This is a genomic window from Lysobacter lycopersici, from assembly GCF_007556775.1.
GTDB classification, from domain to species: Bacteria; Pseudomonadota; Gammaproteobacteria; order Xanthomonadales; family Xanthomonadaceae; genus Pseudoluteimonas; species Pseudoluteimonas lycopersici.
The window spans coordinates 2,260,359-2,286,959 of record NZ_CP041742.1 but is presented as its reverse complement, the minus strand read 5'-3'; the positions used below and the strand labels follow the sequence as shown (position 1 = coordinate 2,286,959).

Annotated in this window: 26 protein-coding genes and 1 tRNA gene; 8 read left to right on the top strand and 19 right to left on the bottom strand. The window is 67.3% G+C overall.

The window, feature by feature from the left end; genetic code table 11:
- The first annotated feature begins 5 nt into the window (after positions 1 to 5).
- Positions 6 to 1,133, top strand: a complete 1,128-nt coding sequence (gene rffA, locus FNZ56_RS11285; protein WP_143879928.1) for a dTDP-4-amino-4,6-dideoxygalactose transaminase — start codon at positions 6 to 8, stop codon at positions 1,131 to 1,133.
- Between the two features lie 6 nt (positions 1,134 to 1,139).
- Here rffA and FNZ56_RS11280 read toward each other — a convergent pair whose 3' ends face one another.
- Positions 1,140 to 2,615 (bottom strand): hypothetical protein, encoded by a 1,476-nt coding sequence (locus tag FNZ56_RS11280; RefSeq protein ID WP_143879927.1) that lies wholly within the window; start codon positions 2,613 to 2,615, stop codon positions 1,140 to 1,142.
- A gap of 82 nt (positions 2,616 to 2,697) precedes the next feature.
- On the opposite strand from FNZ56_RS11280, the gene FNZ56_RS11275 reads away from it, so the two are divergent.
- From FNZ56_RS11275 to FNZ56_RS11265, 3 genes are all read left to right on the top strand, one after another.
- Positions 2,698 to 3,186, top strand: a complete 489-nt coding sequence (locus FNZ56_RS11275; RefSeq protein WP_143879926.1) for a hypothetical protein — start codon at positions 2,698 to 2,700, stop codon at positions 3,184 to 3,186.
- A gap of 70 nt (positions 3,187 to 3,256) precedes the next feature.
- Positions 3,257 to 4,072 (top strand): ABC transporter permease, encoded by an 816-nt coding sequence (locus FNZ56_RS11270; protein ID WP_185970738.1) that lies wholly within the window; start codon positions 3,257 to 3,259, stop codon positions 4,070 to 4,072.
- Positions 4,073 to 4,076: 4 nt separating this feature from the next.
- Positions 4,077 to 5,144, top strand: coding sequence for an ABC transporter ATP-binding protein (locus FNZ56_RS11265; protein WP_143879924.1), 1,068 nt, complete (start codon positions 4,077 to 4,079; stop codon positions 5,142 to 5,144).
- A 15-nt stretch (positions 5,145 to 5,159) separates the two neighbouring features.
- On the opposite strand, the gene FNZ56_RS11260 is transcribed toward FNZ56_RS11265, so the two are convergent.
- The 7 genes from FNZ56_RS11260 to FNZ56_RS11230 all read right to left on the bottom strand — a co-directional run bounded on the left by FNZ56_RS11260 (position 5,160) and on the right by FNZ56_RS11230 (position 15,108).
- The gene (locus FNZ56_RS11260) at positions 5,160 to 5,930 is read right to left on the bottom strand and encodes a sulfotransferase family 2 domain-containing protein (protein ID WP_185970737.1); all 771 of its coding nucleotides are present in this window, start codon (positions 5,928 to 5,930) and stop codon (positions 5,160 to 5,162) included.
- Positions 5,931 to 5,955: 25 nt separating this feature from the next.
- A complete protein-coding gene (locus tag FNZ56_RS11255) occupies positions 5,956 to 9,606 on the bottom strand; it encodes a glycosyltransferase (RefSeq protein WP_143879922.1) in 3,651 nt (1,216 codons plus the stop codon).
- Between the two features lie 10 nt (positions 9,607 to 9,616).
- A complete protein-coding gene (wecB, locus tag FNZ56_RS11250; protein ID WP_281286159.1) occupies positions 9,617 to 10,750 on the bottom strand; it encodes a non-hydrolyzing UDP-N-acetylglucosamine 2-epimerase in 1,134 nt (377 codons plus the stop codon).
- Positions 10,747 to 11,922, bottom strand: a complete 1,176-nt coding sequence (locus FNZ56_RS11245) for a cystathionine gamma-synthase (protein WP_143879921.1) — start codon at positions 11,920 to 11,922, stop codon at positions 10,747 to 10,749. The genes wecB and FNZ56_RS11245 overlap by 4 nt, the downstream gene beginning before the upstream one ends.
- Before the next feature lie 71 nt (positions 11,923 to 11,993).
- Complete coding sequence (locus FNZ56_RS11240) at positions 11,994 to 13,364, bottom strand: pyridoxal-phosphate dependent enzyme (protein WP_143879920.1); 1,371 nt, start codon at positions 13,362 to 13,364, stop codon at positions 11,994 to 11,996.
- A 138-nt stretch (positions 13,365 to 13,502) separates the two neighbouring features.
- Complete coding sequence (locus FNZ56_RS11235; RefSeq protein WP_143879919.1) at positions 13,503 to 13,721, bottom strand: YdcH family protein; 219 nt, start codon at positions 13,719 to 13,721, stop codon at positions 13,503 to 13,505.
- Positions 13,722 to 14,136: 415 nt separating this feature from the next.
- Positions 14,137 to 15,108 carry a DUF4398 domain-containing protein gene (locus tag FNZ56_RS11230; RefSeq protein WP_143879918.1) on the bottom strand — a complete coding sequence of 324 codons (972 nt, stop codon included), beginning with the start codon at positions 15,106 to 15,108 and terminating at the stop codon, positions 14,137 to 14,139.
- A 98-nt stretch (positions 15,109 to 15,206) separates the two neighbouring features.
- Here FNZ56_RS11230 and FNZ56_RS11225 point away from each other — a divergent pair, with 98 nt between their 5' ends.
- The gene (locus tag FNZ56_RS11225) at positions 15,207 to 16,337 is read left to right on the top strand and encodes a PilT/PilU family type 4a pilus ATPase (protein ID WP_143879917.1); all 1,131 of its coding nucleotides are present in this window, start codon (positions 15,207 to 15,209) and stop codon (positions 16,335 to 16,337) included.
- 12 nt (positions 16,338 to 16,349) lie between these two features.
- Here FNZ56_RS11225 and maiA read toward each other — a convergent pair whose 3' ends face one another.
- The 6 genes from maiA to rplM form a co-directional block, all read right to left on the bottom strand.
- The gene (maiA, locus tag FNZ56_RS11220) at positions 16,350 to 17,012 is read right to left on the bottom strand and encodes a maleylacetoacetate isomerase (protein WP_143879916.1); all 663 of its coding nucleotides are present in this window, start codon (positions 17,010 to 17,012) and stop codon (positions 16,350 to 16,352) included.
- 82 nt (positions 17,013 to 17,094) lie between these two features.
- Complete coding sequence (locus tag FNZ56_RS11215) at positions 17,095 to 18,084, bottom strand: fumarylacetoacetate hydrolase family protein (protein WP_143879915.1); 990 nt, start codon at positions 18,082 to 18,084, stop codon at positions 17,095 to 17,097.
- Between the two features lie 43 nt (positions 18,085 to 18,127).
- Positions 18,128 to 18,877 (bottom strand): 2OG-Fe dioxygenase family protein, encoded by a 750-nt coding sequence (locus FNZ56_RS11210; protein WP_143879914.1) that lies wholly within the window; start codon positions 18,875 to 18,877, stop codon positions 18,128 to 18,130.
- 58 nt (positions 18,878 to 18,935) lie between these two features.
- A tRNA-Gln gene (locus tag FNZ56_RS11205) sits at positions 18,936 to 19,010 on the bottom strand.
- 48 nt (positions 19,011 to 19,058) lie between these two features.
- The gene (rpsI, locus tag FNZ56_RS11200; protein ID WP_143879913.1) at positions 19,059 to 19,451 is read right to left on the bottom strand and encodes a 30S ribosomal protein S9; all 393 of its coding nucleotides are present in this window, start codon (positions 19,449 to 19,451) and stop codon (positions 19,059 to 19,061) included.
- Between the two features lie 2 nt (positions 19,452 to 19,453).
- Complete coding sequence (rplM, locus tag FNZ56_RS11195; protein WP_143879912.1) at positions 19,454 to 19,882, bottom strand: 50S ribosomal protein L13; 429 nt, start codon at positions 19,880 to 19,882, stop codon at positions 19,454 to 19,456.
- A gap of 147 nt (positions 19,883 to 20,029) precedes the next feature.
- Between rplM and coq7 the strand changes: the two genes are divergently transcribed.
- Complete coding sequence (gene coq7 / locus FNZ56_RS11190; RefSeq protein ID WP_143879911.1) at positions 20,030 to 20,674, top strand: 2-polyprenyl-3-methyl-6-methoxy-1,4-benzoquinone monooxygenase; 645 nt, start codon at positions 20,030 to 20,032, stop codon at positions 20,672 to 20,674.
- Positions 20,675 to 20,793: 119 nt separating this feature from the next.
- Here coq7 and speD read toward each other — a convergent pair whose 3' ends face one another.
- Entirely contained in the window at positions 20,794 to 21,585 is a 792-nt protein-coding gene (speD, locus tag FNZ56_RS11185) for an adenosylmethionine decarboxylase (RefSeq protein WP_143879910.1), read from the bottom strand.
- A gap of 135 nt (positions 21,586 to 21,720) precedes the next feature.
- Here speD and crp point away from each other — a divergent pair, with 135 nt between their 5' ends.
- Positions 21,721 to 22,416: a cAMP-activated global transcriptional regulator CRP gene (gene crp / locus FNZ56_RS11180; protein WP_143879909.1), complete on the top strand. Its 696-nt coding sequence runs from the start codon at positions 21,721 to 21,723 to the stop codon at positions 22,414 to 22,416.
- 4 nt (positions 22,417 to 22,420) lie between these two features.
- Entirely contained in the window at positions 22,421 to 22,879 is a 459-nt protein-coding gene (locus FNZ56_RS11175) for a GNAT family N-acetyltransferase (protein ID WP_143879908.1), read from the top strand.
- A gap of 6 nt (positions 22,880 to 22,885) precedes the next feature.
- Here the strand turns inward: FNZ56_RS11175 and FNZ56_RS11170 are convergent, their stop codons facing one another.
- From FNZ56_RS11170 to FNZ56_RS11155, 4 genes are read right to left on the bottom strand one after another with little or no spacing between them, the layout of a single operon-like run.
- Entirely contained in the window at positions 22,886 to 23,638 is a 753-nt protein-coding gene (locus tag FNZ56_RS11170; protein ID WP_143879907.1) for a haloacid dehalogenase-like hydrolase, read from the bottom strand.
- Positions 23,635 to 24,423 (bottom strand): indole-3-glycerol phosphate synthase TrpC, encoded by a 789-nt coding sequence (trpC, locus tag FNZ56_RS11165; protein ID WP_143879906.1) that lies wholly within the window; start codon positions 24,421 to 24,423, stop codon positions 23,635 to 23,637. The genes FNZ56_RS11170 and trpC overlap by 4 nt, the downstream gene beginning before the upstream one ends.
- Positions 24,416 to 24,763: an antibiotic biosynthesis monooxygenase family protein gene (locus FNZ56_RS11160; RefSeq protein WP_143879905.1), complete on the bottom strand. Its 348-nt coding sequence runs from the start codon at positions 24,761 to 24,763 to the stop codon at positions 24,416 to 24,418. Before FNZ56_RS11160 ends, trpC begins: the two co-directional genes overlap by 8 nt.
- Before the next feature lie 59 nt (positions 24,764 to 24,822).
- Positions 24,823 to 26,592: a Mur ligase family protein gene (locus FNZ56_RS11155; protein WP_143879904.1), complete on the bottom strand. Its 1,770-nt coding sequence runs from the start codon at positions 26,590 to 26,592 to the stop codon at positions 24,823 to 24,825.
- Between the last annotated feature and the right edge of the window lie 9 nt (positions 26,593 to 26,601).

The window sequence follows — 26,601 nt, the reverse complement described above, 5'->3', positions numbered from 1 at the left end:
GCGCCATGCTCAAGTTCAACAAGCCCTACATGACCGGCCGCGAGTTGTGGCTGATCAGCCAGGCGCATGCCAACGGCCACCTCTCCGGGGACGGCGCGTTCACCAAGCGTTGCCACGCATGGCTCGAGGAACGCACCGGTTGCGCGAAGGCACTGCTGACGCATTCCTGCACCGCCGCGCTTGAAATGAGCGCGCTGCTGCTGGACCTGGAACCGGGCGACGAAGTGATCATGCCCTCGTTCACCTTCGTCTCCACCGCCAATGCCTTCGTCCTGCGCGGCGCGGTCCCGGTGTTCGTGGACATCCGGCCCGACACCCTCAACATCGACGAATCGCTGATCGAAGCGGCGATCACGCCACGCACCAGGGCCATTTGCGTCGTGCACTACGCGGGCGTCGGCTGCGAGATGGACGCCATCCTCGCCATCGCCGGGAAGCACGGCCTTGCCGTGGTCGAGGATGCGGCGCAGGGCATCTTCTCGACCTATCGCGGCAAGCCCCTCGGAAGCATCGGCGCCCTCGGGGCACTCAGCTTCCACGAAACCAAGAACGTCATCTCGGGCGAGGGTGGTGCACTGCTCGTCAACGACCCGGCGCTCGCCGAGCGCGCGGAAATCATCCGCGAGAAAGGCACGAACCGCAGCAAGTTCTTCCGCGGCCAGGTCGACAAGTACACGTGGGTGGAAGTCGGGTCGTCCTATCTTCCAAGCGAGATCCTGGCCGCCTTCCTGGCCGCGCAACTGGACGAAGCGGAGGACATCACCCGCAGGCGGCTCGCGATATGGGACCGATACCACGCCTGGGCGGCGCCGCTGGAGGCGCGCGGCCTGCTGCGGAGGCCGATCGTGCCTGCGCATTGCACGCACAACGCGCACATGTACTACCTGCTGCTGCCGTCGCTCGAACAACGGACGGCGTTCATCGATGTCCTGAAACAACGCGGCATCGGCGCGGTGTTCCACTACATCCCGCTGCATTCCTCGCCTGCCGGGCAACGCTACGGGCGCAGCAGCGGCGAATTGCCGGTGACCGATTCGACCAGCGATCGGCTCGTGCGGCTGCCGCTTTGGGTGGGGTTGGAAGAACACATGGACGAAGTGCTGGACGCCTGCAACGCCGCCCTCGGGGCCTGACCGGGATCAGTCCCCGGGATAACCGTTGCGCGCCCGCACTTCGGGCGAGAACGCGTTCAAGTGCTGGCGTTCCAGGAAACCGATGATGCGTTGCCTGCGGGCGTCGTTGAACTTGCACACCACCAGTTGGGCGGCGCATTTCCCCGGCGCCTGCATCGCCGCATCGCCACCCATCTCCAGCAGTTGCCGTGCGGTTTCCGCGTTGGCGTGGCGGGTATACCTGGCGTCCTTCCAGGCCGTGATGCCGAGCGGAAGCTGCAACGCGACGACAAGAACCGCCAACGCCACCCCGACCCCGCGCGCCCGTCGCGCAGCCTGCCCCGCCCGCGCCATCGCCGGCCATTGCGCGACCAGCATCATCAGCAAGGCAAGGAGGTGCCAGCGATAGATGAACCCGTAGCGCGGCTGCCACAGGTATTCGGCGCCGAATTCCGATACGCGCCCGAGCAGGATGCCCGCCACGAGGCCGTAGAACAGGAACATGATCGACACGGCGATGAAAGCGGTCCGGTTGATTTCGCCGTCCAGCGCCTTCTTCCAGAACCACAGGTGGGCGAGGATGCATGCAAGCCCGAGCGCGACGGTCGCGACTCCAGCCGCATCGCCGAACCAGGCATGCAACGTGGCCCTGTGCACCAGCGAAGACGACAGCGGCACCAGGATCCATTGCCATGCATGCCCTGCTTGCGAAACCAGTCCGCCCAGGCGCGAGCCATGCGCCGCGGCGGCGTCCGCGTCGACCGCGACCGGTGCCGCCACCTTGTAGAACGCAAGGTACAACCCGATGCCGACGATGCAGGCCGCAACCTGCAGGAACGCTGCGCCGCGCCTCGTGCGATCGCGCCATCCGAACAATGCCGCCGCGAGCACGACGGCGATCGTCGCGACCAGCGCGGTGTCGTCGGCGACCAGCCCGAACAGGAACGTGGCCACGACCAGCGTCGCCGCCCGTCCCGGCGACGGCACTTCCAGCACCGCCCATGCGGTCAGCAGCCACAGGAACAGGAAGAAATGGCTGGTGAACCCGAGCGTCAACAGCGACCACGTGAACACCATCGGCGCCGACAGCGAGAAATACACCGCGGCCATCGCGACGAGGAAGAATCCCGCCGCCCGCCCACCCGCCCGCAATTCGCGCCGAATGCCGATCCCTAGCAGGCAGAACGATGCCATTCCCGCGACGGTCGCGAACAGCGCCTCGATGCGGAAATCGAGGTCGAACCACTCGTAATTCGCCAACAACAACAGCCTGCGCAAGGGTTGCGCGTGGTCCATCGCGCCGCGCTTCACCAGGAGGTCCTGCGGATGCAGGTTGCCGTGGGCATACGGGTAGACGATCCGGTCGATGAAGTACCAGTTGTCCGACACCGCGATCCAGCCCGCCGTCGTGGCCGCATAGGCGAGCGCATTGGCGGCGAAAACCGCGATCAGGAAGCCGAACAACAGGCGCGTCCACGCCATGCCGGACAGACTCGGTTTCATGAATCCCGCCATTTTCCGCCCATCGGGCTCCGCTGCGCCACGTGCTAGGATGCTGCACCCTCGCATCCTGCGTCCAGAGACCATGCGCACACCGATCGCCGCCGCACTTGCCCTCGCCCTCGCCTTCGCCCTCGCTGGGTGCAAGCAGAAAGTCGATGACTCCGCGGCGAACGGCGCCTTGCCCCAGCCTGCGTCGACCCAGCAACCGGCCGCCGCCTCGCCGCAGGCCGCGACCGGCGAAGCGAAGAAGCCGCCGAGGTTCGCGTCCGCCGCGCGCATCGCCGAAATCAAGGCCTCCGGCAAGACCGGTTTCTGGGCCGATCCCGCCGAGTTCTGCCCAGGTCGCCGCGTCACGACGCTGACCTGGAACGTCGAGTCGAGCGGAGCGCAGAAAGTCGTGGTCTATGTCATCGACAAGGAAGGCAAGGAACGCAACTTCGGGCGCGGCGGCCCCGTCGGCGAGCGCCAGTCCGGCCCTTGGCTGAAGCCCGGGATGACCTTCAAGCTGCGCAACCAGGAGGGTGGCGCGGAACTCGGGAGCATCACCATCCCGCGCGGCAAATCCTGCTGATCCAGCCTTGCGTCCGGCCCGTCGGCCGGCATCCGAAGGTCCATCAAGCCGGTCCCGACGCGCCATGTCCGTGAATCCCCCGCTTCGCGGCAAGACCCCGTCCAGTCCCCAGGCCACGCTCCGCGACTGGTCACAGGCGCTGCGCAGTCCCGCGCTGTGGATGAACCTCGCCCTCGAGGATCTGCGCGATCGTTATCGCCGCACCGTCCTCGGCGTCGCCTGGATCGCCATTTCCTTCGCCCTGTTCGTTGGCGTGAAGGTCCTCGTGTTCGGGCAGATGTCGGCGGCGAGCACGCGCGAATTCGCCATCTTCGTGACCATCGGCTTCGGCGCATGGTCGTTCATCAGTTCCATGGTCACAGACGCTTGCGGCGCCTACCTGCACTCGCGCGCCTGGATCCTCGGGACGGCCGTTCCCTACCCCGTCTACCTGCTGCAGGCGACCTTGCGCAACTGGATGGTGTTCGCGCTCGTCATGCTCGTCATGGCGATCGCGTTGCTGTGGAAACCGACGCCGTGGACGCCGACCGCGTTGTTCGCATTGCCCGCCTTGCTCGCGTATTTCGTGACTTCGGTCTGGCTCTCCGCCCTGCTCGCCCCGCTCTGCGTGCGCTACCACGACCTCCTGCACGCGGTGCAGACCAGCATGCGGCTGATGTTCTTCATCACTCCGATCCTGTGGATGCCCGGCACGAACGGCATGCTGGCCGAACTCGCCAGGATCAACCCGATGACCCATTACCTCGCCATCCTCCGCGACCCCTTGCTCTACAACACCGTGTCGTTCGCGAGCTGGGAAGTCGTGCTCGCGATCAACGCCGCGGGCCTGTTGTTCGGGTCGCTCGTTTACGCGTCGACGCGCCAGAAAGTCGCCTTCTGGATCTGATGCCATGCACCTCGAGGCAAGCAACCTCACCATCGACTTCCCGGTGCGCAAGGGCCCGAAGGATCCGTTCGATTTCGATTCGGCCAACATCGAAACCGGCGGCACGATCCTCGCCATCGACGGGAAACCGCACGTCCGGGCCCTGGACGACATTTCATTCGCATTGGGCGCCGGCGACCGGCTCGGGCTGGTCGGGCACAATGGTTCGGGGAAATCCACGCTGCTGCGCGCGCTGTGCGGGATTTACCACCCGAGCCATGGAGAAGTCCGCAGCGACCACCCGGTTTCCGGGATCTTCAACGTCCAGCTCGGTTTCCGGATCGAGGCATCGGGCTATCGCAACATCCTCCTGAAGGGACTGGTCGCCGGCAGGAGTCGTCCGGAAATCGAGGCCGCGGTGCCCGGCATCGCCGAATTCGCCGGCCTCGGGCCGTACCTCCACATGCCGATGCACACCTATTCGCAAGGCATGGCGATGCGGCTCGCGTTCGCGATCACCACCGCATTCGCCAACCACATCCTGGTCATGGACGAATGGATCGGCGCGGGCGACGCCAACTTCCAGAACAAGGTCGTCGAGCGGATGGATTCGTTCTTCGAATCCGCCGACATCTGCGTCATCGCTTCGCACAACAACCGCCTGCTCAGGCAGATGACGAACCAATGCCTGTGGCTGGATGGCGGAAAGGCGCGCGCCCTTGGCCCCACTGCCGACGTGCTGGATGCCTATGAGGCGGAAGCCACTGCGCTCAGGCTGAAAATCGCCAGGCAGGCCGCGCTCGATCGGCCGCGCATCGCCATGCCGCCCGAACACCGCGCGATGTGGATATATCAGGAAGCGGACAACGGCCAACGGGCGAGCGGCCATGTCCTTGCCTGGGATGTCGCGGAGTTCAACGTGACCTCGGTCAGCGTGACGGTGCAAAAATCCTCCGGTGCGGAACAAACGGTCTGCACCGGAAGAGGGACCGGGACCAAGCTGATCGGCCCGTGGCTGCAGCCCGGGATGACCTTCGCATTGCACGACAACGTGGACGGAATGGTGCTGGCCCGGCTGGAGTTCCCGGGCTAAGGCCGGGCGTCGGGCTCAGCCGTCGAGGCGAGCGCAGACTTCGGCGTAAATCGCGAGGTCCTGCGCATTCGCGGCCACGACCCGCGCGTACGTTTCCTCGCCCAGTTCCGCCTCGATCCTCGCCAGCCGATCCTCGACCGTGAGGCTGAAGTCGCTCGCGTTCACGTTGTGGGCTTCGGCGCCGGACGGGTCGAATTCGATGCCGTGGCGCTGCAGGACGGCGCGGAACCTGGCGACGTCCTGCTCGAAGTGCTCGGTGCGCGCCAGCAACTCCACTCCCGCGATATTGCGCCGCGCCTGCACCAGGTCGTATTCCATGCTGCGCTCGCGCCGGCGAATCAGCGAAACCGCGCCGTGGCTTCCGCCGAGCGTGCGCGTCTGCGCGTTCGACACCTGCACGATCTCCTGGGCGTGGGCGAGGCTGTGCCGGCACCAATCCCCGAAATCCATGTCCCGGGCATTGATGCTGGTCAGCGTCGCATCGTTTTCCTCGCGCTTGTACCTGTAGACGGAATAGATGCGCAAGATCGGATGGCGCACGAAAACGACGGGATGTGCCGTGAATTCCAGCGAGCACGGCGGCGGCAGGCTGGTCTGGTGCGACGAGAATGCCTTCGCCTTCGGGTTCCTCTGGATGATCCTGGCCAGTTCCTGCTGGTTGATGGCGAAGTACGGGAACGGCCCGTCGAAACTGATGTGCCGTTCGCCGTAATTCGCGCGGAGTATCCGGTCGAAACTCGTGCCGCTGTTCTTGTAGATGTGGTAGTGGCAGATGACGTGCCTCATGCGCGCAACGACTCCTTGTTGTTCATCAGCCGGCATCCGCCTGGCCGCGGTAGCGATGCGGCTGCCATTCGCCCCACTTCGCTTCGTAGATCGCCTTGTTCGTCAGGAACAGCTGTTGGCGCGTCTCTGCCTTCAGCTTGTCGAAACTGGCGGAGAGATGGTGGTGGACGAACGCATCCTCGGCGCATGCCACGCCCAGCCCCGCGGCTTCCACCCGGCGGCAGTAATCGTCGTCCTCGAAGAAGCCGACGCCGAAGGCCGGATCCAGCGGGCCGACCGTTTCGTAGGTCGAGCGCGGCATCGCGACGCAGAAGAACGCGACGGTGCGGATCGGCAGCAGCTCGCCGGCGTGGCGCCGCGTATAGGCGGCCGCGGCCGAGCGCATTTCCTGCATGTCGCCGTAGTGGATCTCGATCCGCGCTTCGTTGCCGATGTTGTTCGTCACCGGGCCGACGATGCCGACCCCCGGGTTCCTGCGCAGGTGGTTGACCAGGGTACGCACCCAGTTCGGGGTGACGTAGGTGTCGTTGTTGAGCAGCACCAGGTATTCGCCGGTCGCCGCCGCGAGGCCCACGTTGTTCCCGGCCGCGAAACCGAGGTTTCCGTCGTTGAGGATCGCCTTGCGCCCGGCGCCGCCCTGCTCCCACTCGCGGAGGAACTCGCGCGTGCCGTCCGAGGAAGCGTTGTCGACGACGATCACTTCGAGGTTCGGCCAGTGGCTGTGGGCTTCGATGCTGTCGAGGCAGGCCCTGGTGAGCTCCAGGTTGTTGAACGCGAGGACGATGACGCTGACGCGCGGCACGGGCATCGACGCGATCGCCGCATCCAGCTCCTGGGCGCGGTGTTCCCATGTCTGCTCGCTCGCGAAGGCCTTCCGCGCCTGCGCGAGCCGCGCGGCGGCATCCCCGGATTCGTCCAGCGATTCGCGGATGGCGGCGAGGAATTCCCCGCGATCCCGCGCGCGGTGGACGAGACCGCCGAACTGCGCGGTTTCCGGCAGGTCCACCACCACCACCGGCTTGCCCGCGCTGAGGTACTCGTAGACCTTGACCGGATTCGTCGCCAGCGTCAGCTCGATCACGCGGAACGGCAGCAATGCCACGTCGAAGGCATGCAGGTAGTAGGGAAGTTCGCCATAGGCGACCTCGCCGGTGAATTCGACGTTGTCGAGCCCCGAAAGCGCGGCCGCCGCCCCGATGGTGTCGTGGCCGATCAGCAACACCAGGCAATCGGGGAATCGTTCCGCGATGCCGCGCACGAGTTCCAGGTCGAACCATTCGGCGATCGCGCCGTAGTACCCGATGATCCTGCGCCCCTTCGCATCCCGGTAAACGCGCCGCGGGCGATCGCGGAAATGCGCGTACTCCGTCGCGTTGCGGATCAGCGCGCGATGCGGGTTGGCATCGGCCAATTCCCTGTCGAGCCAATCCGAAGTCACGATCAGCAGGTCGGCGCTGGTCGTCAATCGCTTCTCGGCCTCGATCACCGCCGGGGCATTGTTCTCGAAACCGGCATGGTGGTCCATGCAGTCGTACAGCAGCGCCGAGCCGGGAACGGCGGTGGCGATGTCCAGCCAGAACGGATGCTGCAGGATGCACAAGCCGCCGTCGCTATCGGCCCACTGCATCAGCTCGCCGATGCTGCGCCTCAGGTTCGCGATCGTTTGCGGGCCGGGCATGCCGTAGTAGATCCCGGGCGCACCCGCGGCATGCAGGTTGACCTGGAACAGCCGCCCCGACGCATCGAGGGATTCGACGCGGAAACCCGGCGATTCCGAGTCCACCAGGTTGTTCGACAGGTAGAACACCCGATGCCCGGCGCCAGCAAGCGCGCTGGCGAGGTGCTGCGGCCGCTGGGTGCGGAAGTGCCAGTCGATCACCGCCCAGACGAAGACATCCGGTCGTTCGGGATTCGCCGCTGCCGGCACATCGCCTTGGCGGATACCGGTATCGACGGCGCTACCGTCGGCGGTGATTTCGATCGGCTGGTCCGCTTCGCGCCCGGACAGCAGCGCGGCCAGCTTGCGCCGTTCCGAACGCGCCTGCCGTCCGCCGGAGAGCAGCCGCCTGAGCACCCGGAGCGGGCGCGTGATGCGCCACGACCAGCTCATCCGGACCTGCTGCAACAGGTCCGAATCGTATTGCAGCGATTGCAGGCGGCCATGCATCCGCGCCATTTCGCCCTGGAATGCCTGCCGCTGTTCCCGCAGCTCGAGTGTGAGTTGCCCAACCTGGTTTCCCATGGCATCGACGAGGGCGCCGTGGCGCACATCGAGCGTCTCGCGCACTTCCGCCACAACGCCGACGACCTGGTCGTGATGCGCATCGAGCGTTTGGCGCACTTCCGACACCACGTCGACGAGCTGCCCGCGGTGCGCATCAAGGGTTGCGCGCACTTCGCCCACCGCATCGACGAGCTGCCCGCGGTGCGCATCAAGGGTTGCGCGCACTTCGCCCACCGCGCCAACGACCTGGTCGCGATGCGCGCCAAGGGTTTCGCGCACTTCGCCCACCGCGCCAACGACCTGGTCGCGATGCGCGCCGAGGGTTTCGCGCACTTCGCCCACCGCGCCGATGACCTGGCCACGATGCGCGTCGAGGGTTTCGCGCACTTCGCCCACCGCGCCGATGACCTGGCCACGATGCGCGCCGAGGGTTTCGCGCACTTCGCCCACCGCGCCGATGACCTGGCCACGATGCGCATCGACCGTCTCGCGCAACTGAACGAGCGTTTCCGGAACGTCCGCCAGGTTGTGCGTCGTCTTCGCCAGCGCGGCTTCCGCGCGCGCGGTGCGATCCCACAAAACGCCACGTTCGCGATCAAGTTCCTGCAGCACGGGCGCGAACAGGCCGTCCGCGCTGGCCAGCGCTTCGTCGGCCTGGTCGAACGCGCGCGGATCGTCGTTGCCGCCGGCCGCCGCCAGGTGCGCCCGCCACGCCAGTTCGACCGCTTCGGGCAAGGCGGCGCCATCGTGCCGATGGTGCCGGCGTTCCTGCCGCACGATGCTTCCATCGCCGCTGCCGCCGACAGTCGCCTGCAGGCGTTCGCCGCCGGGCAGGCGGGAGATCCGCTGCATCACGCCATCCGGATCCGTGAACAATTCGTCGTAACCGATGAAGGCGCGCGGCAGGCCGCGGGTTGCGCGTTCCGCATCGAGCGCGTGGCGCAACCAAAGCAACATCGCCTTGCCATTGGCCATGCCGTCGCGCACCGCGAGCGATGCGGCGATTTCCTGCGGATGGCGCCCGAGCAGCAATACCGAAGGCCTGCATCCTTCTTCGGCGAATGCCTCCAGCCACAACTCGGCGAACAGGCACATGCGCGGGTCCTTGATCGCCCACAGCGGATGCTTCGACAGGCTGGAACGCAGGTATTCGCGGACTTGCGCACGCGCGACGGCCGCGGCTTCCGACCGCATCCAGTCGCGCGGCAGCGGACGCAGGTCGTCCCAGCGGTAGCCGAGCGCGGACAGCAGGCGTTCGTTGGTCTCGACCGCGAACGCGTCCTCCCAGTGCCCTTCCTCGTTGCCGAGGCTGCCCGGCACCAGGCGTTCGCCCGGGTTGGCTCCGGCCGCCGCCAGCAGCCGCGCCAGCACCGAGGTTCCACTGCGGTGCATGCCGAGCACGAGGAAGCCCGCGCTGTCGGCGGGATTCGGTCGGGGAGTGGTCGCGGTCACGGCCCTTGCATCATCCGATGAGATCGCGCCCGAGGATATCGGCAATCCGACCCGAAGCATGGCCATCGCCGTAGGGCGAAACCCCCTTCGCCATGCCTGCATAGGCCCCGGGCTCGTCCAGCAACCACGAAACCTCGGCGACGATGGCGTCGCGCACCGGTCCCACCAGCTTGACCACGCCGGCCTCGACCGCTTCGGGGCGCTCGGTTTCCCGGCGCATGACCAGCACCGGCTTGCCGAGCGCGGGCGCTTCTTCCTGCACGCCGCCGGAATCGGTCAGGATCAGGTGCGCACGCTTCATCGCCGCGACGAACGGCAGATAGTCCATCGGCGGGCACAGCGTGATCCGGTCGTGGCCGCCGAGGATCTCGCGGGCCGGGCCGGAAACATTCGGGTTCGGGTGCACCGGGTACACGAAATGCACGTCGTCATGGCGATCGGCGAGATCGCGGATCGCCAGGCAGACCTCGCGGAAAGGCGCGCCGAAATTCTCCCGGCGGTGCGCGGTGACCAGCACCATGCGCCGGCCCTCGGGCACTTCCACCGGCAGCGGCGTGTCGCGTTGCACGACGTCGAGCAGCGCATCGATCACGGTGTTGCCGGTGACGTGCACCGACGCCGGATCGAAGCCTTCGCGCAGCAGGTTGTCGCGCGCACCTTCGGTCGGCGCGAAATGCCAGCGCGACAGGCGCCCGGCCACGATCCGGTTCATTTCCTCGGGGAAGGGGTTGTGCAGGTCGCCGGTGCGCAGGCCCGCTTCGACATGGCCGACGTCGATGCGCCGGTAGAACGCCGCCATCGCCGCGGTCATGACCGTGGTGGTGTCGCCCTGGATCAGCACCGCGTCCGGCCGTTCCCGCGCGAACACTTCGTCGAGTTTCGACAACAGGCGCGAGGTCAGTTCGGGCAGGGTCTGGTTGGGCGCCATGATGTCGAGGTCGATGTCCGGGACGATCCCGAATGCATCGAGCACCTGGTCGAGCATCTGCCGGTGCTGCGCGGTCGCCAGCACGCGCACGTCGGCCCATGGCGCGGACTGCAGCGCGCGGATCACCGGCGCCATCTTGATCGCCTCGGGCCGCGTGCCCACGACCGCGAGGATGCGCTTGCATGCGCCCTGCCGCGGGGATACTGCCTGCATCATGCCGCCAGCGCGTGGTCGATGTCGGCGCGCAGGTCGTCCAGCGTTTCCACGCCGACCGACAAGCGCACGAGCTCGTCGCCGATGCCGAGTTCGGCGCGGCGCGCGGGCGGGATGCTGGCGTGGGTCATGATCGCCGGGTGGTTGACCAGCGATTCCACGCCACCAAGCGATTCCGCCAGCGTGAACAGTTCCAGCCGCTCGCAGAAGCGCTTGGCGCCGTCGAGCCCGCCCTTCACCCGCACCGACAGCATGCCGCCGAAGCCGTCCATCTGCCGCTTCGCCAGCGCGTGGTGCAGATGCGCCGCGAGCCCGGGATAGATCACGTCCTCGACCGCGGGATGCGACTGCAGCCATTCGGCCAGCGCCAGCGCGTTCTCGCAATGCGCCTTCATGCGCAGGTGTAGCGTCTTCAGCCCACGCAGTGCTAGGAAGCTGTCGAACGGCCCCTGCACCGCGCCCACCGAGTTCTGCAGGAAGGCGAGTTGCTCGGCGAGTTCGACGTTGTCGCCGACCACCAGCATGCCGCCGACCATGTCCGAATGCCCGTTCAAATATTTCGTCGCCGAATGCATGACGATATCGGCGCCGTGTTCCAGCGGGCGCTGCAACGCGGGCGAGGCGAAAGTATTGTCGACCGCGACCAGCAGGCCGCGCTTCTTCGCGATCGCGGCGATCGCTGCGATGTCGACGATCTTCAGCAGCGGGTTGGTCGGGGTTTCGATCCAGACCAGCTTGGTCTTCGGCGTGATCGCGGCCTCGAACTTGGCCGGGTCGGTCATGTCGACGAAGCTGAAATCCAGCCCCGCGCTGCGCCGGCGCACGCGTTCGAACAGGCGGTAGCTGCCGCCGTACAAATCGTCCATCGCGACGACGTGGTCGCCGCTGTCCAGCAATTCCAGCAGCGTGGAGGTGGCGGCGAGCCCGGACGCGAACGCGAAGCCGCGGCTGCCGCCCTCGAGCCCGGCGACGCAGCGCTCGTAGGCGAAGCGGGTCGGGTTGTGGGTGCGCGAGTACTCGAAGCCCTGGTGCACGCCCGGGCTGGACTGGGCGTAGGTCGAGGTGGCGTAGATCGGCGGCATCACCGCGCCGGTCGTGGGATCGGGCGACTGGCCGGCGTGGATGGCCAACGTGCCCAGTCCGGGGCGGCCGCGGCCGCTGTGGTCCTGACTCATTCGATATGCCTTGCGCGAACGGTCGCGAATTTTACCATCCGCGCCGCCCGCGCCCTGCCCTCGCCCTCGCTTTACTGCACCCGGCGACGGAGATAGTTCAGCAAGTCGATGCGCGTGATCAGGCCGAGGAACCGGCTGCCGTCCATCACGATGGCGACGTGGCCGCGGTCGAACACCGGCAACAGTGCCTCGATCGGCGATTTCACCTCCAGCCGGTCGAGCTTGCTGACCATCGCGGTCGAGACCGGGTCGCGGAAGCGCGCCTCGTCGCCGTAGACGTGCAGCAGCACGTCGGATTCGTCGACGATGCCGACCAGCGCGTCGCCGTCCATCACCGGCAACTGCGAGACGTCGTACAGCTTCATCCGCTGGTATGCCGTGACCAGCAGGTCCTTCGGCCCGACCACCACGGTATCGCGCTGCGAATACGGGCGCAGGATCAGGTCGCGCAGGTCGCCGTGCAGTTGGCGCTCGATGAAACCGTTGTCCAGCATCCAGTAGTCGTTGTACATCTTCGACAAGTACTTGTTGCCGGTGTCGCAGACGAAGGTCAACACGTTCTTCGGCGCGGTCTGCTCGCGGCAGTACTTCAGCGCGGCGGCGAGCAGCGTCCCGGTGGAGGAACCGCCGAGGATGCCTTCCTTTTCCAGCAATTCGCGCGCGGTCAGGAAGCTTTCCTTGTCGGTGATCGCATACGCCTTCTTCACCCGGGTGAAGTCGGAAATCGGCGGCAGGAAATCCTCGCCGATGCCTTCCACCATCCAGCTCGCGGATTTCTCCACGACTTGTCCGCGATTGATGTAGTCCTCGAGGATGGAACCGACCGGATCGGCGAGGATCAGCTCGGTGTCCGGCGATTCCTTGGCGAAACAGCGCGACAGCCCGGTCATCGTTCCCGAACTGCCGCAACCGAACACAATGGCGTCGAGCTTGCCGCCGAGTTGCGAGAGGATTTCCGGCCCGGTACCGAATTCATGCGCGGCCGGGTTGTCGGGGTTGCCGAACTGGTTGATGAAGTAGGCGCCCGGCGTTTCCCGCGCGATGCGCTCGGCCATGTCCTGGTAGTAGTCGGGATGGCCTTTCGCCACGTCGCTGCGCGTGAGCACGACCTGCGCGCCCATGGCCTTGAGGTTGAAGATCTTCTCGCGCGACATCTTGTCGGGCACGACGAGGATCAGCTTGTAGCCCTTCTGCTGCGCGACCAGGGCGAGGCCGATGCCGGTATTGCCGGCGGTGCCTTCGACCAGGGTGTCGCCGGGCTTGATGTCGCTGCGCTTCTCCGCGGCTTCGATCATCGACATCCCGATCCGGTCCTTGATCGAACCGCCGGGATTCTGGCTCTCCAGCTTCAGGTACAGCGTGCAGGGGCCGGTGTCGAGGCGACGGGCGCGGACGATCGGCGTATCGCCGACCAGTTCGAGGACGGATTCGTGGATGGCCATGCGGGATTCGCGCGCCGCGCGTGCCGCGGCTTCGGCCGCGATTCTAGCAACCGCGCCACTAGGTGATTGGGAAGGTGACGCGGGCGGCGGCGGCAGACGAGGAAGCCGCCGCCGCCCGCGGCGAGGAAAACGAGGGAGTCAGTGGTGAAGGACGTCGTACATCCGGGTCAGGCGATCTTTGGCGGCCAGCTTCTCCCGCTTCATCTGGGTCAGGGTCGAATCGTCGATAGGCAACACGCCAAGCTCGGCGTCGAGCACCTGCTTGTCGAGTTCCTTGTGGCGGTAGTACAGCTGCCTGAACTCGTTGTTCGCCTTGAGGATGGCATCGAGCTCCGTCTGCGGTTGCCCTTCGAACATGGAGACCTCCTACGACTGCGGGGAGAAGCCGGCGCCGGCATGCCGGCGCGGTCCGGGTGCCAGACATGCGAACGCCCCGGCCGTCTCCGACGCGGGGCGTTGCGGTATGGCGTGGTACTGGGGGCCGGCGGCGCGGGATGCTCCTTCCGGAACGCCCACGCCCGAACGGTGCGTGGCATGGCGTCCCGGATTGTCGAATGTTGGCGTCATCGACCTGGCTCGCTGGCCAAGGGCTCGACGGGAATCGAACCCTCTGGAAGCCCGAACCTACTCCTCCGTCCAAGGCCCCGCAAGCGACTCGCGCAATTGCTTGATCTGGCGGGCTCGAACTGTCCGTGCATGCGGCCGAAGTGCGTCTCAACTCTCGATGGGACGATTGCAACTCCTTGTTTTTATTATTTTTTAACGAGCCAGATCAGCGCTTGGGCTTTTTCTTCGGCGCGTCCTGGCTTTCTCCCGCGGCCTTGCGCAATTCGGCTTCCTGCCGGGCCAGTTCGGCCTCGCGATCCCGCGCCGCCTTGAGCTTGGCGCGCTCGCTGGCGCTGACGTCCTGCACCACGGCTTCGGCACTCTGCCGCGCCTGTGCTTCCGCATCGGCCGCGGCACGCAATCGTTCGGCTTCCTCGGCCTGCATCTGTGCTTGCAGGCGCGCTTGCTCTGCTTCCTGGCGCGCGCGCTCGGCTTCCTGCCGGCTCGCTTCGACCATCAGTTCGCTGCGTTGCCGGTCGAGATCCGCGGCTTGCCGCTGCAGCAGTTCGGCGGCGGCGGCCTGTTCGGCGATGGCGACGCGCTTGCCGGCCAACGCCTGCAATTCCGGGCGCTGCTTGCTGCGCGCGGCCGCCAGCGCATCCAGCGCCTGCTGCGCGCGGAAACGTTCGTACGCGGCCACGCCCTGGTAGCGCGGATCCGCGTTCAGCGCCTGCAGGCGCGCGGCTTCGTCTCCGCTGTAGGCGGTGGCGGGAAGCGGCGGTACCGGGATCGGAACTGGCAGCATGCTGCCGTCGTCCACGCCCAGCGTTTGCCGCAGCGACGCCACGTCCGTGCTGCGCTGCTGCACCGACTGCGCTGCGCCCCGGGCCTGGCTCGCCGCATGCGCCAGGTCGGCATCGGCGGCCGCGGCCAGCGCGAGCGATCGCGCATCGTTGTCCTTGCCGCGCTCCATCGCCGCTTGCGCCGCGGCGAGTTCGGAGCGCGCTTGCGCGATGGACGCATCGACCTCGGCCACCGGGGTGCCGGCTTCGGCGCGGTTCAATGCCTGCCGCGCCTGCTCGAGTTCGGCGGTTGGCGGGGGCAATGTCGCGCATGCGGTGCAGGCCACGGCGAGGGCCAGCGGCGCCAGCCATCGCGGATACAGGAATTTGCCGAAGTGTGCGAAGCTTGGATTCATCGACGTGGCCGTGTTGCCGGCGGGGGAAGCCGCGCAGCCATTCTTCACCGCACGGCGCCCCGTCGCAACGTCAGCCCGCCGCGGGCGAGGAGGGATGGATGGATATCGGCTATTTCCTGAAGCTGATGACCGACAAGAACGCGTCGGACATGTTCATGACCACGGGCGCGCCGGTCTACATCAAGGTCGAGGGCAAGCACTACCCGCTGGGCAGCACCGGCCTGCCGACCGGGATGGTGAAGAAGATCGCCTACTCGCTGATGGACGAGGGCCAGCAGGAAGCCTTCGAACGCGACCTTGAGCTGAACATGGCGGTGGTGCTGGACGGGGCCGGCCGCTTCCGCGTGAACGTGTTCAAGCAGCGCGGCGAGGTCGGCATGGTGATCCGCGCGATCCGCAACGTGATCCCCTCGATCGAGGAACTGCAACTTCCTGTCGTGCTGAAGGACGTGATCATGGCGCCGCGCGGGCTGGTGCTGGTGGTCGGTTCGACCGGCTCGGGCAAGTCGACCACGCTGGCCTCGATGATCGACCACCGCAACACGACCACCTCCGGCCACGTCCTCACCATCGAGGACCCGATCGAATACCTGCACCGGCACAAGAAGTCGATCGTGAACCAGCGCGAGGTCGGCCTGGACACGCACGGCTTCCACAACGCGCTCAAGAACGCGATGCGCGAGGCGCCGGACGTGATCCTGATCGGCGAGATCCGCGACGCCGAGACCATGGAGGCGGCGATCGCCTTCTCCGAAACCGGCCACCTGTGCCTGGCCACGCTGCACTCCAACAACGCCGACCAGACCATCGAGCGCATCCTCAACTTCTTCCCCGAGGGCGCGCACAAGAACGTGCTGATGAACCTGGCCCTGAACCTGCGCGCGGTGATCTCGCAGCGCCTGGTGATCGGCGTCGACGGCCGCCGCATGCCGGCGACCGAGGTGCTGATCAACACCCCGCACATCCGCGACCTGCTGCGCCGCGGCCAGGTGCACGAGATCAAGCAGGCGATGGAAGCCTCGCTCGAGGAAGGCATGGAGAGCTTCGACCAGTGCCTCTACCGCTTGTTCAAGACCGGCCGGGTCGAACGCGAACGCGCGCTCGACGCCGCCGATTCGCGCGAGGGGCTGGCGCTGAAGTTCCGCCTGTCCGAGGGCGCCAGCGGCGAACACGATCCCTACGCGGACGTGTTCGACACCAGCAACAACCCGGCGACGGCCGCGCACTAGCGCGGCTGCGGCTCAGGTCCGGGGCGCGTCCGGCTGGCGCTCGGGCTGCGCGGCCTGGAACGCCGGCAGATCCATGCACGCCTGTTCGATCCGAAGCATGGTCGGGTAGGCCTCGATGTTCATGCCGAAGCGACGCGCGTTGTAGAGCTGCGGCACCATGCAGCAGTCGGCGAGCGTCGGCGCATTGCCGTCGCAGAACGTGCCGGTGGACGGGTGTCCGGCGAGCATCGCCTCGAACGCATCGAACCCGGCGGCGATCCAGTGCCGCACCCAGTTGTCGCGCTCGGGCTGCGGCACGCCCCACTCGCGTTCGAGGTACTGCAGCACGCGCAGGTTGTTGAGCGGATGGACGTCGCAGGCGACCAATTGCGCCAGCGCGCGCACGCGCTGGCGCTCGCGCGCGGTGGCCGGCAGCAGCGCGGGCTCCTGCCAGACCTCATCGAGGTACTCGAGGATCGCCAGCGACTGCCGCAGCATGCGCTGGCCGTGCTCGAGCACCGGCACCAGTTCCTGCGGGTTGGTTTCGTGGAACGCGGGCGAATGCTGTTCGCCGCCATCGCGCACCAGGTGCACCGGCACCGTTTCGAACGCGAGCCCCTTGAGGTGCAGGCCAATGCGGACGCGGTAGGCCGCGCTCGAGCGCCAGTACGAATACAGCCGCAGTCTGTCGTTCATGCTGCCCTCCCCGGCCGGCACCATAGCGCCTTCCGCGTACCGGCGCAGGCCGCCGGTCGCGAAGATCGCCGCGCTCGGCGCCTCAGGGCACAGCCTGGCGCTCGATCCGCTGTTCGATCGCGCCGAAGATGCTGCGGCCGTCGCGATCCAGCATTTCGATCCGGACGGTATCGCCGAACTTCATGAACGGTGTCACCGGCTTGCCGGTTTCCAGCGTTTCCACCGTGCGCTTCTCGGCGAAGCAGGAGGCGCCCTTGGACGTGTCCTCGTTGGCGATCGTGCCGGATCCGACGATGGTGCCCGCCGACAGCGGCCGCGTCTTCGCCGCGTGCGCGACCAGTTGCGAGAAATCGAACTGCATGTCGACGCCGGCCTCGGGCGCGCCGAACCACTGGCCGTTGATGTGGGTGAGCAGCGGCAGGTGCACCTTGCTGCCGCGCCAGGCATCGCCCAGTTCGTCCGGGGTGACGAATACCGGGCTCAGCGCGCTGCGCGGCTTGGACTGTAGGAAGCCGAAACCCTTCGCGAGTTCCGGCGGGATGAGGTTGCGCAGCGAGACATCGTTGACCAGGCCGATGAGCTGGATGTGCGCCGCCGCCTGTTCCGGCGTGGCCGCCATCGGCACGTCGTCGGTGACCACGACGATCTCCGCTTCCAGGTCGATGCCGTAATCCTCGCTGACCACCTTCACCGGATCGCGCGGACCGTAGAAGCCGGCGCTAGTGGCCTGGTACATCAGCGGATCGACGTAGAAACTCTCCGGCACCTCGGCGCCGCGTGCACGGCGCACGCGCGCGACGTGCGGCAGGTAGGCGCTGCCGTCGACGAATTCGTAGGCGCGCGGCAAGGGAGCGGCCAGCGCCTGCGGGTCGAGGTCGAACATGCCGTCGGCGCTGCCGTCGTTGAGCGCATCGGACAGGGCGTTCAGGCGCGGCGCCGCGCTTTCCCAGTCTTCCAGCGCGCGCTGCAGGGTCGGCGCGATGCCTGTCGCGCGCACGGCCTTGGCGAGGTCGCGCGAAACCACGATGAGGGTGCCGTCGCGCCCACCTTCCTTCAACGAACCGAGTTTCATGTCGCGCCGCCGTATGGAAAGCGGTGATTTTACCGCGTCGGGCTCAGTCGTCGCCCTGGAACGAATCCCGCCGGAACGTCAGCACCAGCGTGTCGCGATGGCCCGGCATCGCGGCATCCGCAACGTCGGGCTGGATTGGCGTGGTCTCGTGGATCATGCGCGCGTCATCGAGCAGCAGCATCGACCACGGTTCTGCCAGGGTGAAGCGCTGGCCCCACGGCCCGCCGGCTTCGAACACCCGGGTCTCCCCGCCCTTGATGCCTTCGCGCCCGACCAGCACCACGGCGACGAAATCCACGCCGTCGCGGTGCGCGCCTTCCGGCGTCGGCCGGCCGAGGCCGTCGCTGGTGTCGATCCGGAACTGGTGCGCCTCGATGCACCAACGCGATGCGGGACGGAGTTGCGAACACGTGCGCGCCAGCGCGGACAGCAATTGCGTCCAGGCCGGATCCGCGGCCACCGCCGGGGTGATGGGTTCAAACCAGCGGCGCATGCCGCCATGCAGGGCGTTGTAGTCGAGCGACTGCCAGTGCGCGCGATGCGGCGCCTGCGCCAGTTCGTCGTTTTCGAACACGAAGCAGGAATGCCGACGCCGGCGATAGCGTCCGCCGTCCTTGAGGTATTCGTCGTGCGGCAAGTCGTTCCACGATGGCTTCAGCGCATCCAGCGCGGCGAGATCGCAGCCCGTCAGTTCGGCGAGGCCCGAGGCCGCCAGCACCGCATCGCCCTGTGCGCGCATTTGCGCGGGCAGGTCGGTGGGTTCGATGCTCGGGGGCGGAAAGCTCGCGGTCATGCGCAGGCACCGGCGGGACTGGAAAGCAAAAACCCGCCGAAGCGGGCTTTTGGCGGGATGGCAGCCCCGGATGGATTCGAACCACCGAATGCCTGAGTCAGAGTCAGGTGCCTTACCGCTTGGCGACGGGGCTATGCAACCGATTCTAACGCCGATGCCAAGGCACCGGCGTCGACAACGATTAACGCTTCGAGAATTGCGTCGCGCGGCGGGCTTTGTGCAGGCCCACCTTCTTGCGCTCGACTTCGCGCGCGTCGCGGGTCATGAAGCCGGCCTTGCGCAGCTCGGTCTTCAACGACTCGTCGTACTCGACCAACGCGCGGGCGATGCCGAGGCGGATCGCACCGGCCTGGCCGGTGGTGCCGCCGCCAGCGGCGGTGACCACGACGTCGAACTTGTCGGTGCTCTTGGTCAGCTCGAGCGGCTGGCGCACGATCATGCGCGCCGTCTCGCGACCGAAGAACTCGTCCAGCGGACGCTCGTTGATGGTGATGTTGCCGCTTCCCTTGCGCAGGAACACGCGCGCGGTGGAGGACTTGCGGCGGCCGGTGCCGTAATTCTGGGTAATCGCCATGGTCAGATGTCCAGCTTCTGCGGCTGCTGAGCAGCGTGCGGGTGTTCGGAGCCCTTGTAGACCTTGAGCTTGCGGTACATCGCGCGGCCCAGCGGGTTCTTCGGCAGCATGCCCTTGACCGCAGTCTCGATCACGCGCTCGGGATGGCGCTCCAGCGCCTGCGCCAGGGTCTCGGTCTTGAGGTTGCCGATGTAGCCGGTGAAGCGGTGGTACTGCTTGTCGGCCAGCTTGTTGCCGGTCACGACGATCTTCTCGGCGTTGACCACCACGAGGTAGTCGCCGGTATCGACGTGCGGGGTGTAGACGGGCTTGTGCTTGCCGCGAAGGCGGCGCGCGAGCTCGACGGCGAGGCGGCCTAGGGTCTTGCCCTCGGCATCGACGAGATACCAGTCGCGCTGGACGGTCTCGTTCTTGGCAGTGAATGTCTTCATCTCGGAACTCGGATGGCGGGTTACTTGGTCGGGCTGGTTCCGGGGAGGCCGGAACTTCACCACGCGTTTGGCGGAGCAAAGAGGCGGAATGATAGCGACCGGCCCGGCCCGCCGCAAGCCGGCCCCTGCCCCGGCTAGAATGCCGCCATGCCCACCGCCCGCGCCTTCGACCCGCTCGACCGCCTGCTGATCGAGGCCCAGCGCGCGCTGGACAGCATCGCTGGCCGGCCCGAAGCCTCGCGCCCGAATCCTGCCGCGGACACGGCCGAGGTGGTGCTGGACGAGCCCGAACGCCGCCACGCCGCCGGGCTGATGCGGATCAACCACGTCGGCGAGGTCTGCGCCCAAGCGCTGTACAGCGGCCAGGCCGCGGTCGCCCGCGACCCTGCGACCCGCGCCGACCTGCTCGCCGCCGCCGCCGAGGAGACCGATCACCTCGCCTGGTGCGCGGACCGCCTGCGCGAACTCAACAGCCGGCCCAGCCTGCTCAATCCGCTGTGGTACGCCGGCAGCTTCGCCATCGGCGCGCTGGCCGGGTTGCGCGGCGACGGCTGGAACCTCGGCTTCGTGGTCGAGACCGAACGCCAGGTCGAGGCGCACCTGGGCGAACACCTCGAAACCCTGCCCGGCGCCGACCTGCGCAGCCGCGCCATCCTGCGGGTGATGAAGGACGACGAGGCCCGCCACGCCGACCATGCCGAACAAGCCGGGGCGAAGCCGCTTCCGCAGCCGGTTCCGTCGATCATGGCCGTGGCGTCGAAGCTGATGAAGGCGGTCGCCTACCGGCTTTGATGCTTTTCCTCTCCCCTTGTGGGAGAGGATGTCGCGAAGCGACAGGAGAGGGTCTTCCGTTTCACCCTCTCCCGGCCTGTGGCCACCCTCTCCCATCAAGGGAGAGGGAAAAAGCCGGCTCAATCGACCAGGTTGCGGCCGTGGTAGAGCTCTTCGATCTCACGCTTGAGCCGCGCTTCGATCTTCATCCGTTCCTTGAACGACAGGTTCTTCGCCTTCTCCTCGAACAGGTAGGTGTCGAGGTCGAATTCCTTGAGGTGCATCTTCGTGTGGAACAGGTTTTCCTGGTACACGTTGACGTCGATCATCTCGTAGCGCGAGCGGATGTTCTTGGCCAGGTAGTCCTGGATCGAGTTGATCTTGTGGTCGATGTAGTGCTTGGTGCCCTTGATGTCGCGGGTGAAGCCGCGCACGCGGTAGTCCATCACCACGATGTCGCTTTCCAGCGATTCGATCAGGTAGTTCAGTGCCTTCAGCGGCGAGATCACGCCGCAGGTCGACACGTCGATGTCGGCGCGGAAGGTCGCGATGCCGTTGTCCGGGTGGGTTTCCGGGTAGGTGTGCACGGTGATGTGCGACTTGTCGAGGTGCGCGACCACCGCGTCGGAGATCACGCCCTTCGCGTCGGCCTTGTCGATCACCGGCTGCTCGGAGATCAGGATCGTCACCGACGCGCCCTGCGGGTCGTAGTCCTGGCGCGCGATGTTGAGGATGTTGGCGCCGATGATCTCCGCCACGTCCGTCAGGATCTGGGTCAGGCGGTCGGCGTTGTATTCCTCGTCGATGTACTCGATGTAGCGCCGGCGCTCGTCCTCGGACGCGGCGTAGCACACGTCGTAGATGTTGAACGACAGCGACTTGGTGAGGTTGTTGAAGCCCTGGAGCTTCAGGCGCGGAAGCGGCTTGACCACGATGGTGTTCCCGGCCCGGACGAAGGGCGCCGATTATAGGGTCGGTCATGCGGCAAAGCAGCATCCGGCGGGTCGCGGCCCGCGCCATTCGCCGACCGTTTGCCGGTTGCCACGTGAACGGCTTACCCTTGTGACATGGCTCACACTTCCCTCCCGGCCGCCGCTGGCGTCCCGCCGCGTCGTCCCGCGCATCCGCTCGCGCCCGATACCGCGGCCATCGACCGCTTCCTGGCGCATTGCCACCGCCGCCGTTATCCCACGCGCACCAGCGTATTCATGCCCGGCGATCCGGCCGGGACGCTGTACTACGTGGTGCGCGGCTCGGTCAGCATCCTCACCGAGGAGGAGGACGGCCGCGAACTCGTGCTCGGCTATTTCGGCACCGGCGAGTTCGTGGGCGAGATGGGGCTGTTCATCGAATCCGACCGCCGCGAGGTGCAGTTGCGCACCCGCACCGAATGCGAGCTGGCGGAAATCGGCTACGACCGCCTGTACCAGTTGCTGGCCGGCCCGCTCGCCGGCGATGCCACCGGCCTGGTCTATGCCATCGGCGCGCAGCTGTCTCGGCGCCTGCTCGACACCAGCCGCAAGGCCGGACGCCTCGCCTTCCTCGACGTCAGCGACCGGATCGAGCGCACCCTGCACGACCTCTCGCGGGAACCCGAGGCGATGAGCCATCCGCAGGGCACCCAGCTCAAGGTTTCGCGACAGGAACTCGCGCGCCTGGTCGGCTGTTCGCGCGAGATGGCCGGACGCGTGCTGAAGAAACTGCAGCTCGACGGCAAGCTGCACGCACGCGGCAAGACCGTCGTGCTGTACGGCACGCGCTGAGCGCATGGGCGCGCAGGATCCGCTGGAAGGCCTCGACCTGCGCAACGCCTCGCCCGCGGACGCCGACGACGTCGCCGAGCTGCTGCAGGCCTTGGGCTATCCCTGTGAAACGGCCGACGCGATGGAACGCATCGCCTCCATCCTCGACAACGACCGCCAGGCACTGGTGCTGGCGCGCAATGCCGGCGCGGTCTGCGGACTGATCGCACTGGACTTCATGTACTACCTGCCGCTGGGCACGACGACCTGCCGGATCACCGCAATGGTGGTCACGCCCGAGGCACAGGGCCGCGGCGTCGGCCGCCAGCTGCTGCGCGAGGCCGAGCGCCGCGCCCGCACCGGCGGCGCGGCGCGGCTCGAGATCACCAGCGGTTCGCAACGCACGGATGCGCATGCGTTCTACAAGGCCTGTGGCTACGGCGATGGCACGGTTCGCTTCGTCAAGGCGCTGCTCAACGCCTGAGCCGTCTCACGCGGCGCTGGCCACCGCTTCGCCGCCACGGCCGGGGCAGCCCCAGTTGATGATCGGCGTGCCCGGCGGCAACACTCGCCGGAACATCGCCACGCGCTTGCGCTTGGGATTCACCACTACCGGCTGCTTCGCGGCGTGCAGCAACGGCAGGTCGGCGCTGCTGTCGGAATAGGCGACGGCGATCTGGTCATACCCCGCGTCCCACAGCATCCGCATCTTGTTCCGGGCATGGCAATGCTCGGCTGTGATCAACCCCCCGAGGAAGGGATGGAACAGGCTGCCGATCACGGGCAAGTCCTCGTGCGCGACGAAGTCGAGGATGGCGCGCGCCAGTTCGGGCGGCGCGCCGGTGGCGACCACCACCCGATCGCCCGCCATCCGGTGCCCGTGCAGCACCTCCAGCGCGACCGGCAGCAGGCGTGCGCGGATCGCGTCCTTGTTAGCCTGCACGTAGCGATCGATCACCGCATCGAGATCGCGGCGGTCATGCAGGCCGATGCTGCCGATCCACAGGAACCCGGAGATGCCGTGTCGCCGCGTCGGCAGCCACGCCACCATCGGCAACAGCAGCGGCGCCAGCAGGATCGCCGCCAGCTTGCGCGCCCAATGCCGCGTGATCAGCCAGGTGACCAGGTGTTGCCCGGAATCGCCGTCGTACAGGGTATGGTCGAAGTCGAACACCACCAGCTTCGCGTACGGCAGGCCCGGCCGCTTGCCGGTGATGCGCGGCGAATCGAGGTTCGCGCTCATGCGAACAGGCCCCGCAGCGCGGCGCCCGGATCGTCCGCGCGCATGAAGGCTTCGCCGACGAGGAAGGCGTGCACGCCGGCAACGCGCATGCGCGCGACATCCGCAGGCGTCGCGATGCCGCTTTCCGTCACGAGCACGCGGTCATCGGGAATCGCATCCTTCAACGCCAGCGTGGTGTCGAGCGAGACATCGAACGTGCGCAGGTCGCGGTTGTTGATGCCGACCAACGGCAGCGGCAGGCGCAGCACGCGCTCGAGTTCGGCGTCGTCGTGGACCTCGGCCAGCGCATCCAGCCCGAGGTCGGCCGCGAGTGCGGCGAAATCGGCGAGCCGCGCATCGTCCAGCGCCGCGGCGATCAGCAGCACGCAGTCGGCGCCGAGCGCGCGCGCCTCGTGCAGCTGGTATTCGTCGACGATGAAATCCTTGCGCAGCACCGGCAGCGAACAGGCTTCGCGCGCGGCAACCAGGTATTCGTCCGCGCCCTGGAAGAAATCGACATCGGTGAGCACCGACAGGCAAGCCGCGCCTCCGGCCTCGTAACTGCGCGCGATGGATGCGGGGTCGAAGTCGGCGCGGATCACGCCCTTCGATGGACTCGCCTTCTTCACTTCGGCGATCACCGCCGCTTCGCCGCGGGCGATGCGCGCCTTGATCGCGTGCGCGAAACCGCGGACAGGCGGCGCATCGGCGATGCGCGATTCCAGTTCGGCGAGCGGGACGCGCGCGCGGCGTTCGGCGACCTCCTCGCGCTTGCGGGCGAGGATCCGCGCGAGCACGTCACGCATCGCCGCGATCCCAGCCGTAGGCGCGCTCGACCTTCGCCACGCGCACCTCGAAATGCCGGTACCACTCGTCGCGGCCGCGCTGGCGCGTCTGCGCATGTTCCAGGTGATCGCGCCATCCGCGGATCGAGGATTCGTTGTCGAAGTAGGCCACGGTGATGCCGAAACCCTCGCCGTCGCGGGCGGATTCGACGCCGAGGAAGCCGGGCTGGCCGCGCACCAGCTGCTCCATCCGCGCCGCGGCCTCGGCGTAACCGTCGCCCTCGCCGCCACGGCGGCGCGAGCTGAAGATCACCGCGTAATACGGCGGCTGCGGCAACCTGGCGAAACGTTCGTCGTGCATGGCGTGGGGCCTGCTCCGGGAACGCGGATTCTAGCCGGGCGCGCAATGGTCCGGCGGATTCACGCGTCCGCCAATGCTTGCCCCGCGTTCCAGCCTGCGTCGCGCAGGCGATCGAGCAAGGCGACGACCGCATCGCGCGCGGCGGGTTCGTGCACCGGCAGTACCAGCAGGTCGCCCGGCCGCGCCCAGGCCAGCGCTTCGCGTACCGCCTGGGCTTCGTCGAGGCGGACTGGCAACGCGTCCCCTGCCATGCCGGTGGCGAGCAAGGCATCGCGCAGGAGGCCGGCGACTTCGCCCGATTCGCGCCCGCGCAGGTAATCGCCGGCGATGTCCTTGAGCCAGACGCGATCGGGTTTTGCTTCCGCGGCAACCGCGGCCAGGGCGCGGAAGTCTTCGTCGAGGCGGTTGCCGGCATGGCCGAGCAACAGCGCCATCCGTCCATCGCCGCGCAATCCGGCGGCGACGGCGAGCAGTCCGCGCAGGCCGTCCGGGTTGTGGGCATAGTCGAGCAGTACTTGGACATCGCCCAGGGCCCAGCGCTGCAGCCTGCCGGGGTTATCCGCGTTGGATGCGCCGAAACGCACCAGCACCTTCGCGATGATTTTCGGGTCGATATCCAGCGCGAACGCCGCGAGCGATGCGGCGGCGATGTTGGCGATGTTGTAGCGCGCGCTGCCGCCGACGGTCAGCGGCATCGCCGCGACGTCGCCGAGGTCGTGGTCGGCGCCGTCGATCGAAAGGATCAGGCGACCGTCGCGTACACCGCAGGCGATGGCACTGTGCGCCAGCGCGTCGGCGAGATCGAATGCGAACCAGCCGATGCGCGAAACGCCCGTCGACGATGCATGTTCCACCAGCATCGCGTCGTCGGCGTTCAATACCAGCAGGCCATCCGGTGCCAGCGACTTGGCGACGACGAGTTTCACTTTGGCCAGATCGTCCAGCGTGTGGATGCCGTATTCGCCGAAATGGTCGGCGCTGACGTTCGTCACCACCGCGACGCGCGCGTCGTCGGCGACCAGCCCGCGCCGCAGCAGGCCGCCGCGCGCGGTTTCCAGCACCGCCGCCTGCACGCGCGCATCGCGCAACACGGTGCGTGCGCCGACCGGGCCGGAATAGTCGCCGGCGTCGACGCATTCGCCATCGATGAACAAGCCGTCGGTGCTGCTGTAGCCGGCGCGCAAACCATGCGCCTTCAGCATCGCCGCGAGCAGGCGCACGGTCGTGGTCTTGCCGTTGGAACCGGTGACGACGGCCTTGGGAACAGCATGCAATCGCGACCACGGCACGGCATCGACCGACGGCAATCCACTCATCGGCCATGACTGCGAGGTCGCGCCTTCGCCGATGGACAGAGCATCGTCGTCGGCATGCGCGGGTACGTCGTGCACACGTGCAGCCTCGATTAGCGCGACCAGATCGGGTTTCGCCTCCGCCTGCGCGAGCCCCTGCAGCTGGCGCAGCGCTTCGACATCGTCGAAATGCGCGACGTGTGGACGCGGCGAGTCAGATTCTTCGTCGACCGGCGTGTCGTCCGCGCGCAGGCCTAGCGCGGCATACAGCGCCCACTCGTTCGCTTCGGTTGCGGCATAGAGCCGGTCGATGGGTGCTGCGAACGCGAGCGACGCACCGGTCGCGTGTTCGCGCACGACGACGGCGCCATCCGGCCAATCGAGCGCGACGCGGACGCGCGCGATGTTGTCGCGCCAGCACCGCAACGTGTTCGCGTCGAACGACAAGCCCGGCGCGGTTTCAAGCGCCGCACCGGGGCCGTCGAAATACAGGTTGGCGCCGGTCAGCCGGCGCGAATCCTCGAATGGTTCGCCCATCGCATCCGC

What these genes read in the sequence shown, in the direction of transcription:
- coq7 (WP_143879911.1), top strand. Translation starts at nt 20,030, where the DNA reads ATGCCCACCGCCCGCGCCTTCGACCCGCTCGACCGCCTGCTGATCGAG.
- rpsI (WP_143879913.1), bottom strand. Translation starts at nt 19,451, where the DNA reads ATGGCGATTACCCAGAATTACGGCACCGGCCGCCGCAAGTCCTCCACC.
- crp (WP_143879909.1), top strand. Translation starts at nt 21,721, where the DNA reads ATGGCTCACACTTCCCTCCCGGCCGCCGCTGGCGTCCCGCCGCGTCGT.
- FNZ56_RS11260 (WP_185970737.1), bottom strand. Translation starts at nt 5,930, where the DNA reads ATGAGGCACGTCATCTGCCACTACCACATCTACAAGAACAGCGGCACG.
- rffA (WP_143879928.1), top strand. Translation starts at nt 6, where the DNA reads ATGCTCAAGTTCAACAAGCCCTACATGACCGGCCGCGAGTTGTGGCTG.
- rplM (WP_143879912.1), bottom strand. Translation starts at nt 19,882, where the DNA reads ATGAAGACATTCACTGCCAAGAACGAGACCGTCCAGCGCGACTGGTAT.
- trpC (WP_143879906.1), bottom strand. Translation starts at nt 24,423, where the DNA reads ATGCGTGACGTGCTCGCGCGGATCCTCGCCCGCAAGCGCGAGGAGGTC.
- FNZ56_RS11210 (WP_143879914.1), bottom strand. Translation starts at nt 18,877, where the DNA reads ATGACCGCGAGCTTTCCGCCCCCGAGCATCGAACCCACCGACCTGCCC.
- FNZ56_RS11280 (WP_143879927.1), bottom strand. Translation starts at nt 2,615, where the DNA reads ATGAAACCGAGTCTGTCCGGCATGGCGTGGACGCGCCTGTTGTTCGGC.
- maiA (WP_143879916.1), bottom strand. Translation starts at nt 17,012, where the DNA reads ATGAACGACAGACTGCGGCTGTATTCGTACTGGCGCTCGAGCGCGGCC.
- FNZ56_RS11225 (WP_143879917.1), top strand. Translation starts at nt 15,207, where the DNA reads ATGGATATCGGCTATTTCCTGAAGCTGATGACCGACAAGAACGCGTCG.
- FNZ56_RS11245 (WP_143879921.1), bottom strand. Translation starts at nt 11,922, where the DNA reads ATGAGTCAGGACCACAGCGGCCGCGGCCGCCCCGGACTGGGCACGTTG.
- FNZ56_RS11230 (WP_143879918.1), bottom strand. Translation starts at nt 15,108, where the DNA reads ATGAATCCAAGCTTCGCACACTTCGGCAAATTCCTGTATCCGCGATGG.
- FNZ56_RS11215 (WP_143879915.1), bottom strand. Translation starts at nt 18,084, where the DNA reads ATGAAACTCGGTTCGTTGAAGGAAGGTGGGCGCGACGGCACCCTCATC.
- FNZ56_RS11170 (WP_143879907.1), bottom strand. Translation starts at nt 23,638, where the DNA reads ATGAGCGCGAACCTCGATTCGCCGCGCATCACCGGCAAGCGGCCGGGC.
- FNZ56_RS11240 (WP_143879920.1), bottom strand. Translation starts at nt 13,364, where the DNA reads ATGGCCATCCACGAATCCGTCCTCGAACTGGTCGGCGATACGCCGATC.
- FNZ56_RS11265 (WP_143879924.1), top strand. Translation starts at nt 4,077, where the DNA reads ATGCACCTCGAGGCAAGCAACCTCACCATCGACTTCCCGGTGCGCAAG.
- FNZ56_RS11175 (WP_143879908.1), top strand. Translation starts at nt 22,421, where the DNA reads ATGGGCGCGCAGGATCCGCTGGAAGGCCTCGACCTGCGCAACGCCTCG.
- FNZ56_RS11155 (WP_143879904.1), bottom strand. Translation starts at nt 26,592, where the DNA reads ATGGGCGAACCATTCGAGGATTCGCGCCGGCTGACCGGCGCCAACCTG.
- FNZ56_RS11235 (WP_143879919.1), bottom strand. Translation starts at nt 13,721, where the DNA reads ATGTTCGAAGGGCAACCGCAGACGGAGCTCGATGCCATCCTCAAGGCG.
- wecB (WP_281286159.1), bottom strand. Translation starts at nt 10,750, where the DNA reads ATGATGCAGGCAGTATCCCCGCGGCAGGGCGCATGCAAGCGCATCCTC.
- FNZ56_RS11160 (WP_143879905.1), bottom strand. Translation starts at nt 24,763, where the DNA reads ATGCACGACGAACGTTTCGCCAGGTTGCCGCAGCCGCCGTATTACGCG.
- FNZ56_RS11275 (WP_143879926.1), top strand. Translation starts at nt 2,698, where the DNA reads ATGCGCACACCGATCGCCGCCGCACTTGCCCTCGCCCTCGCCTTCGCC.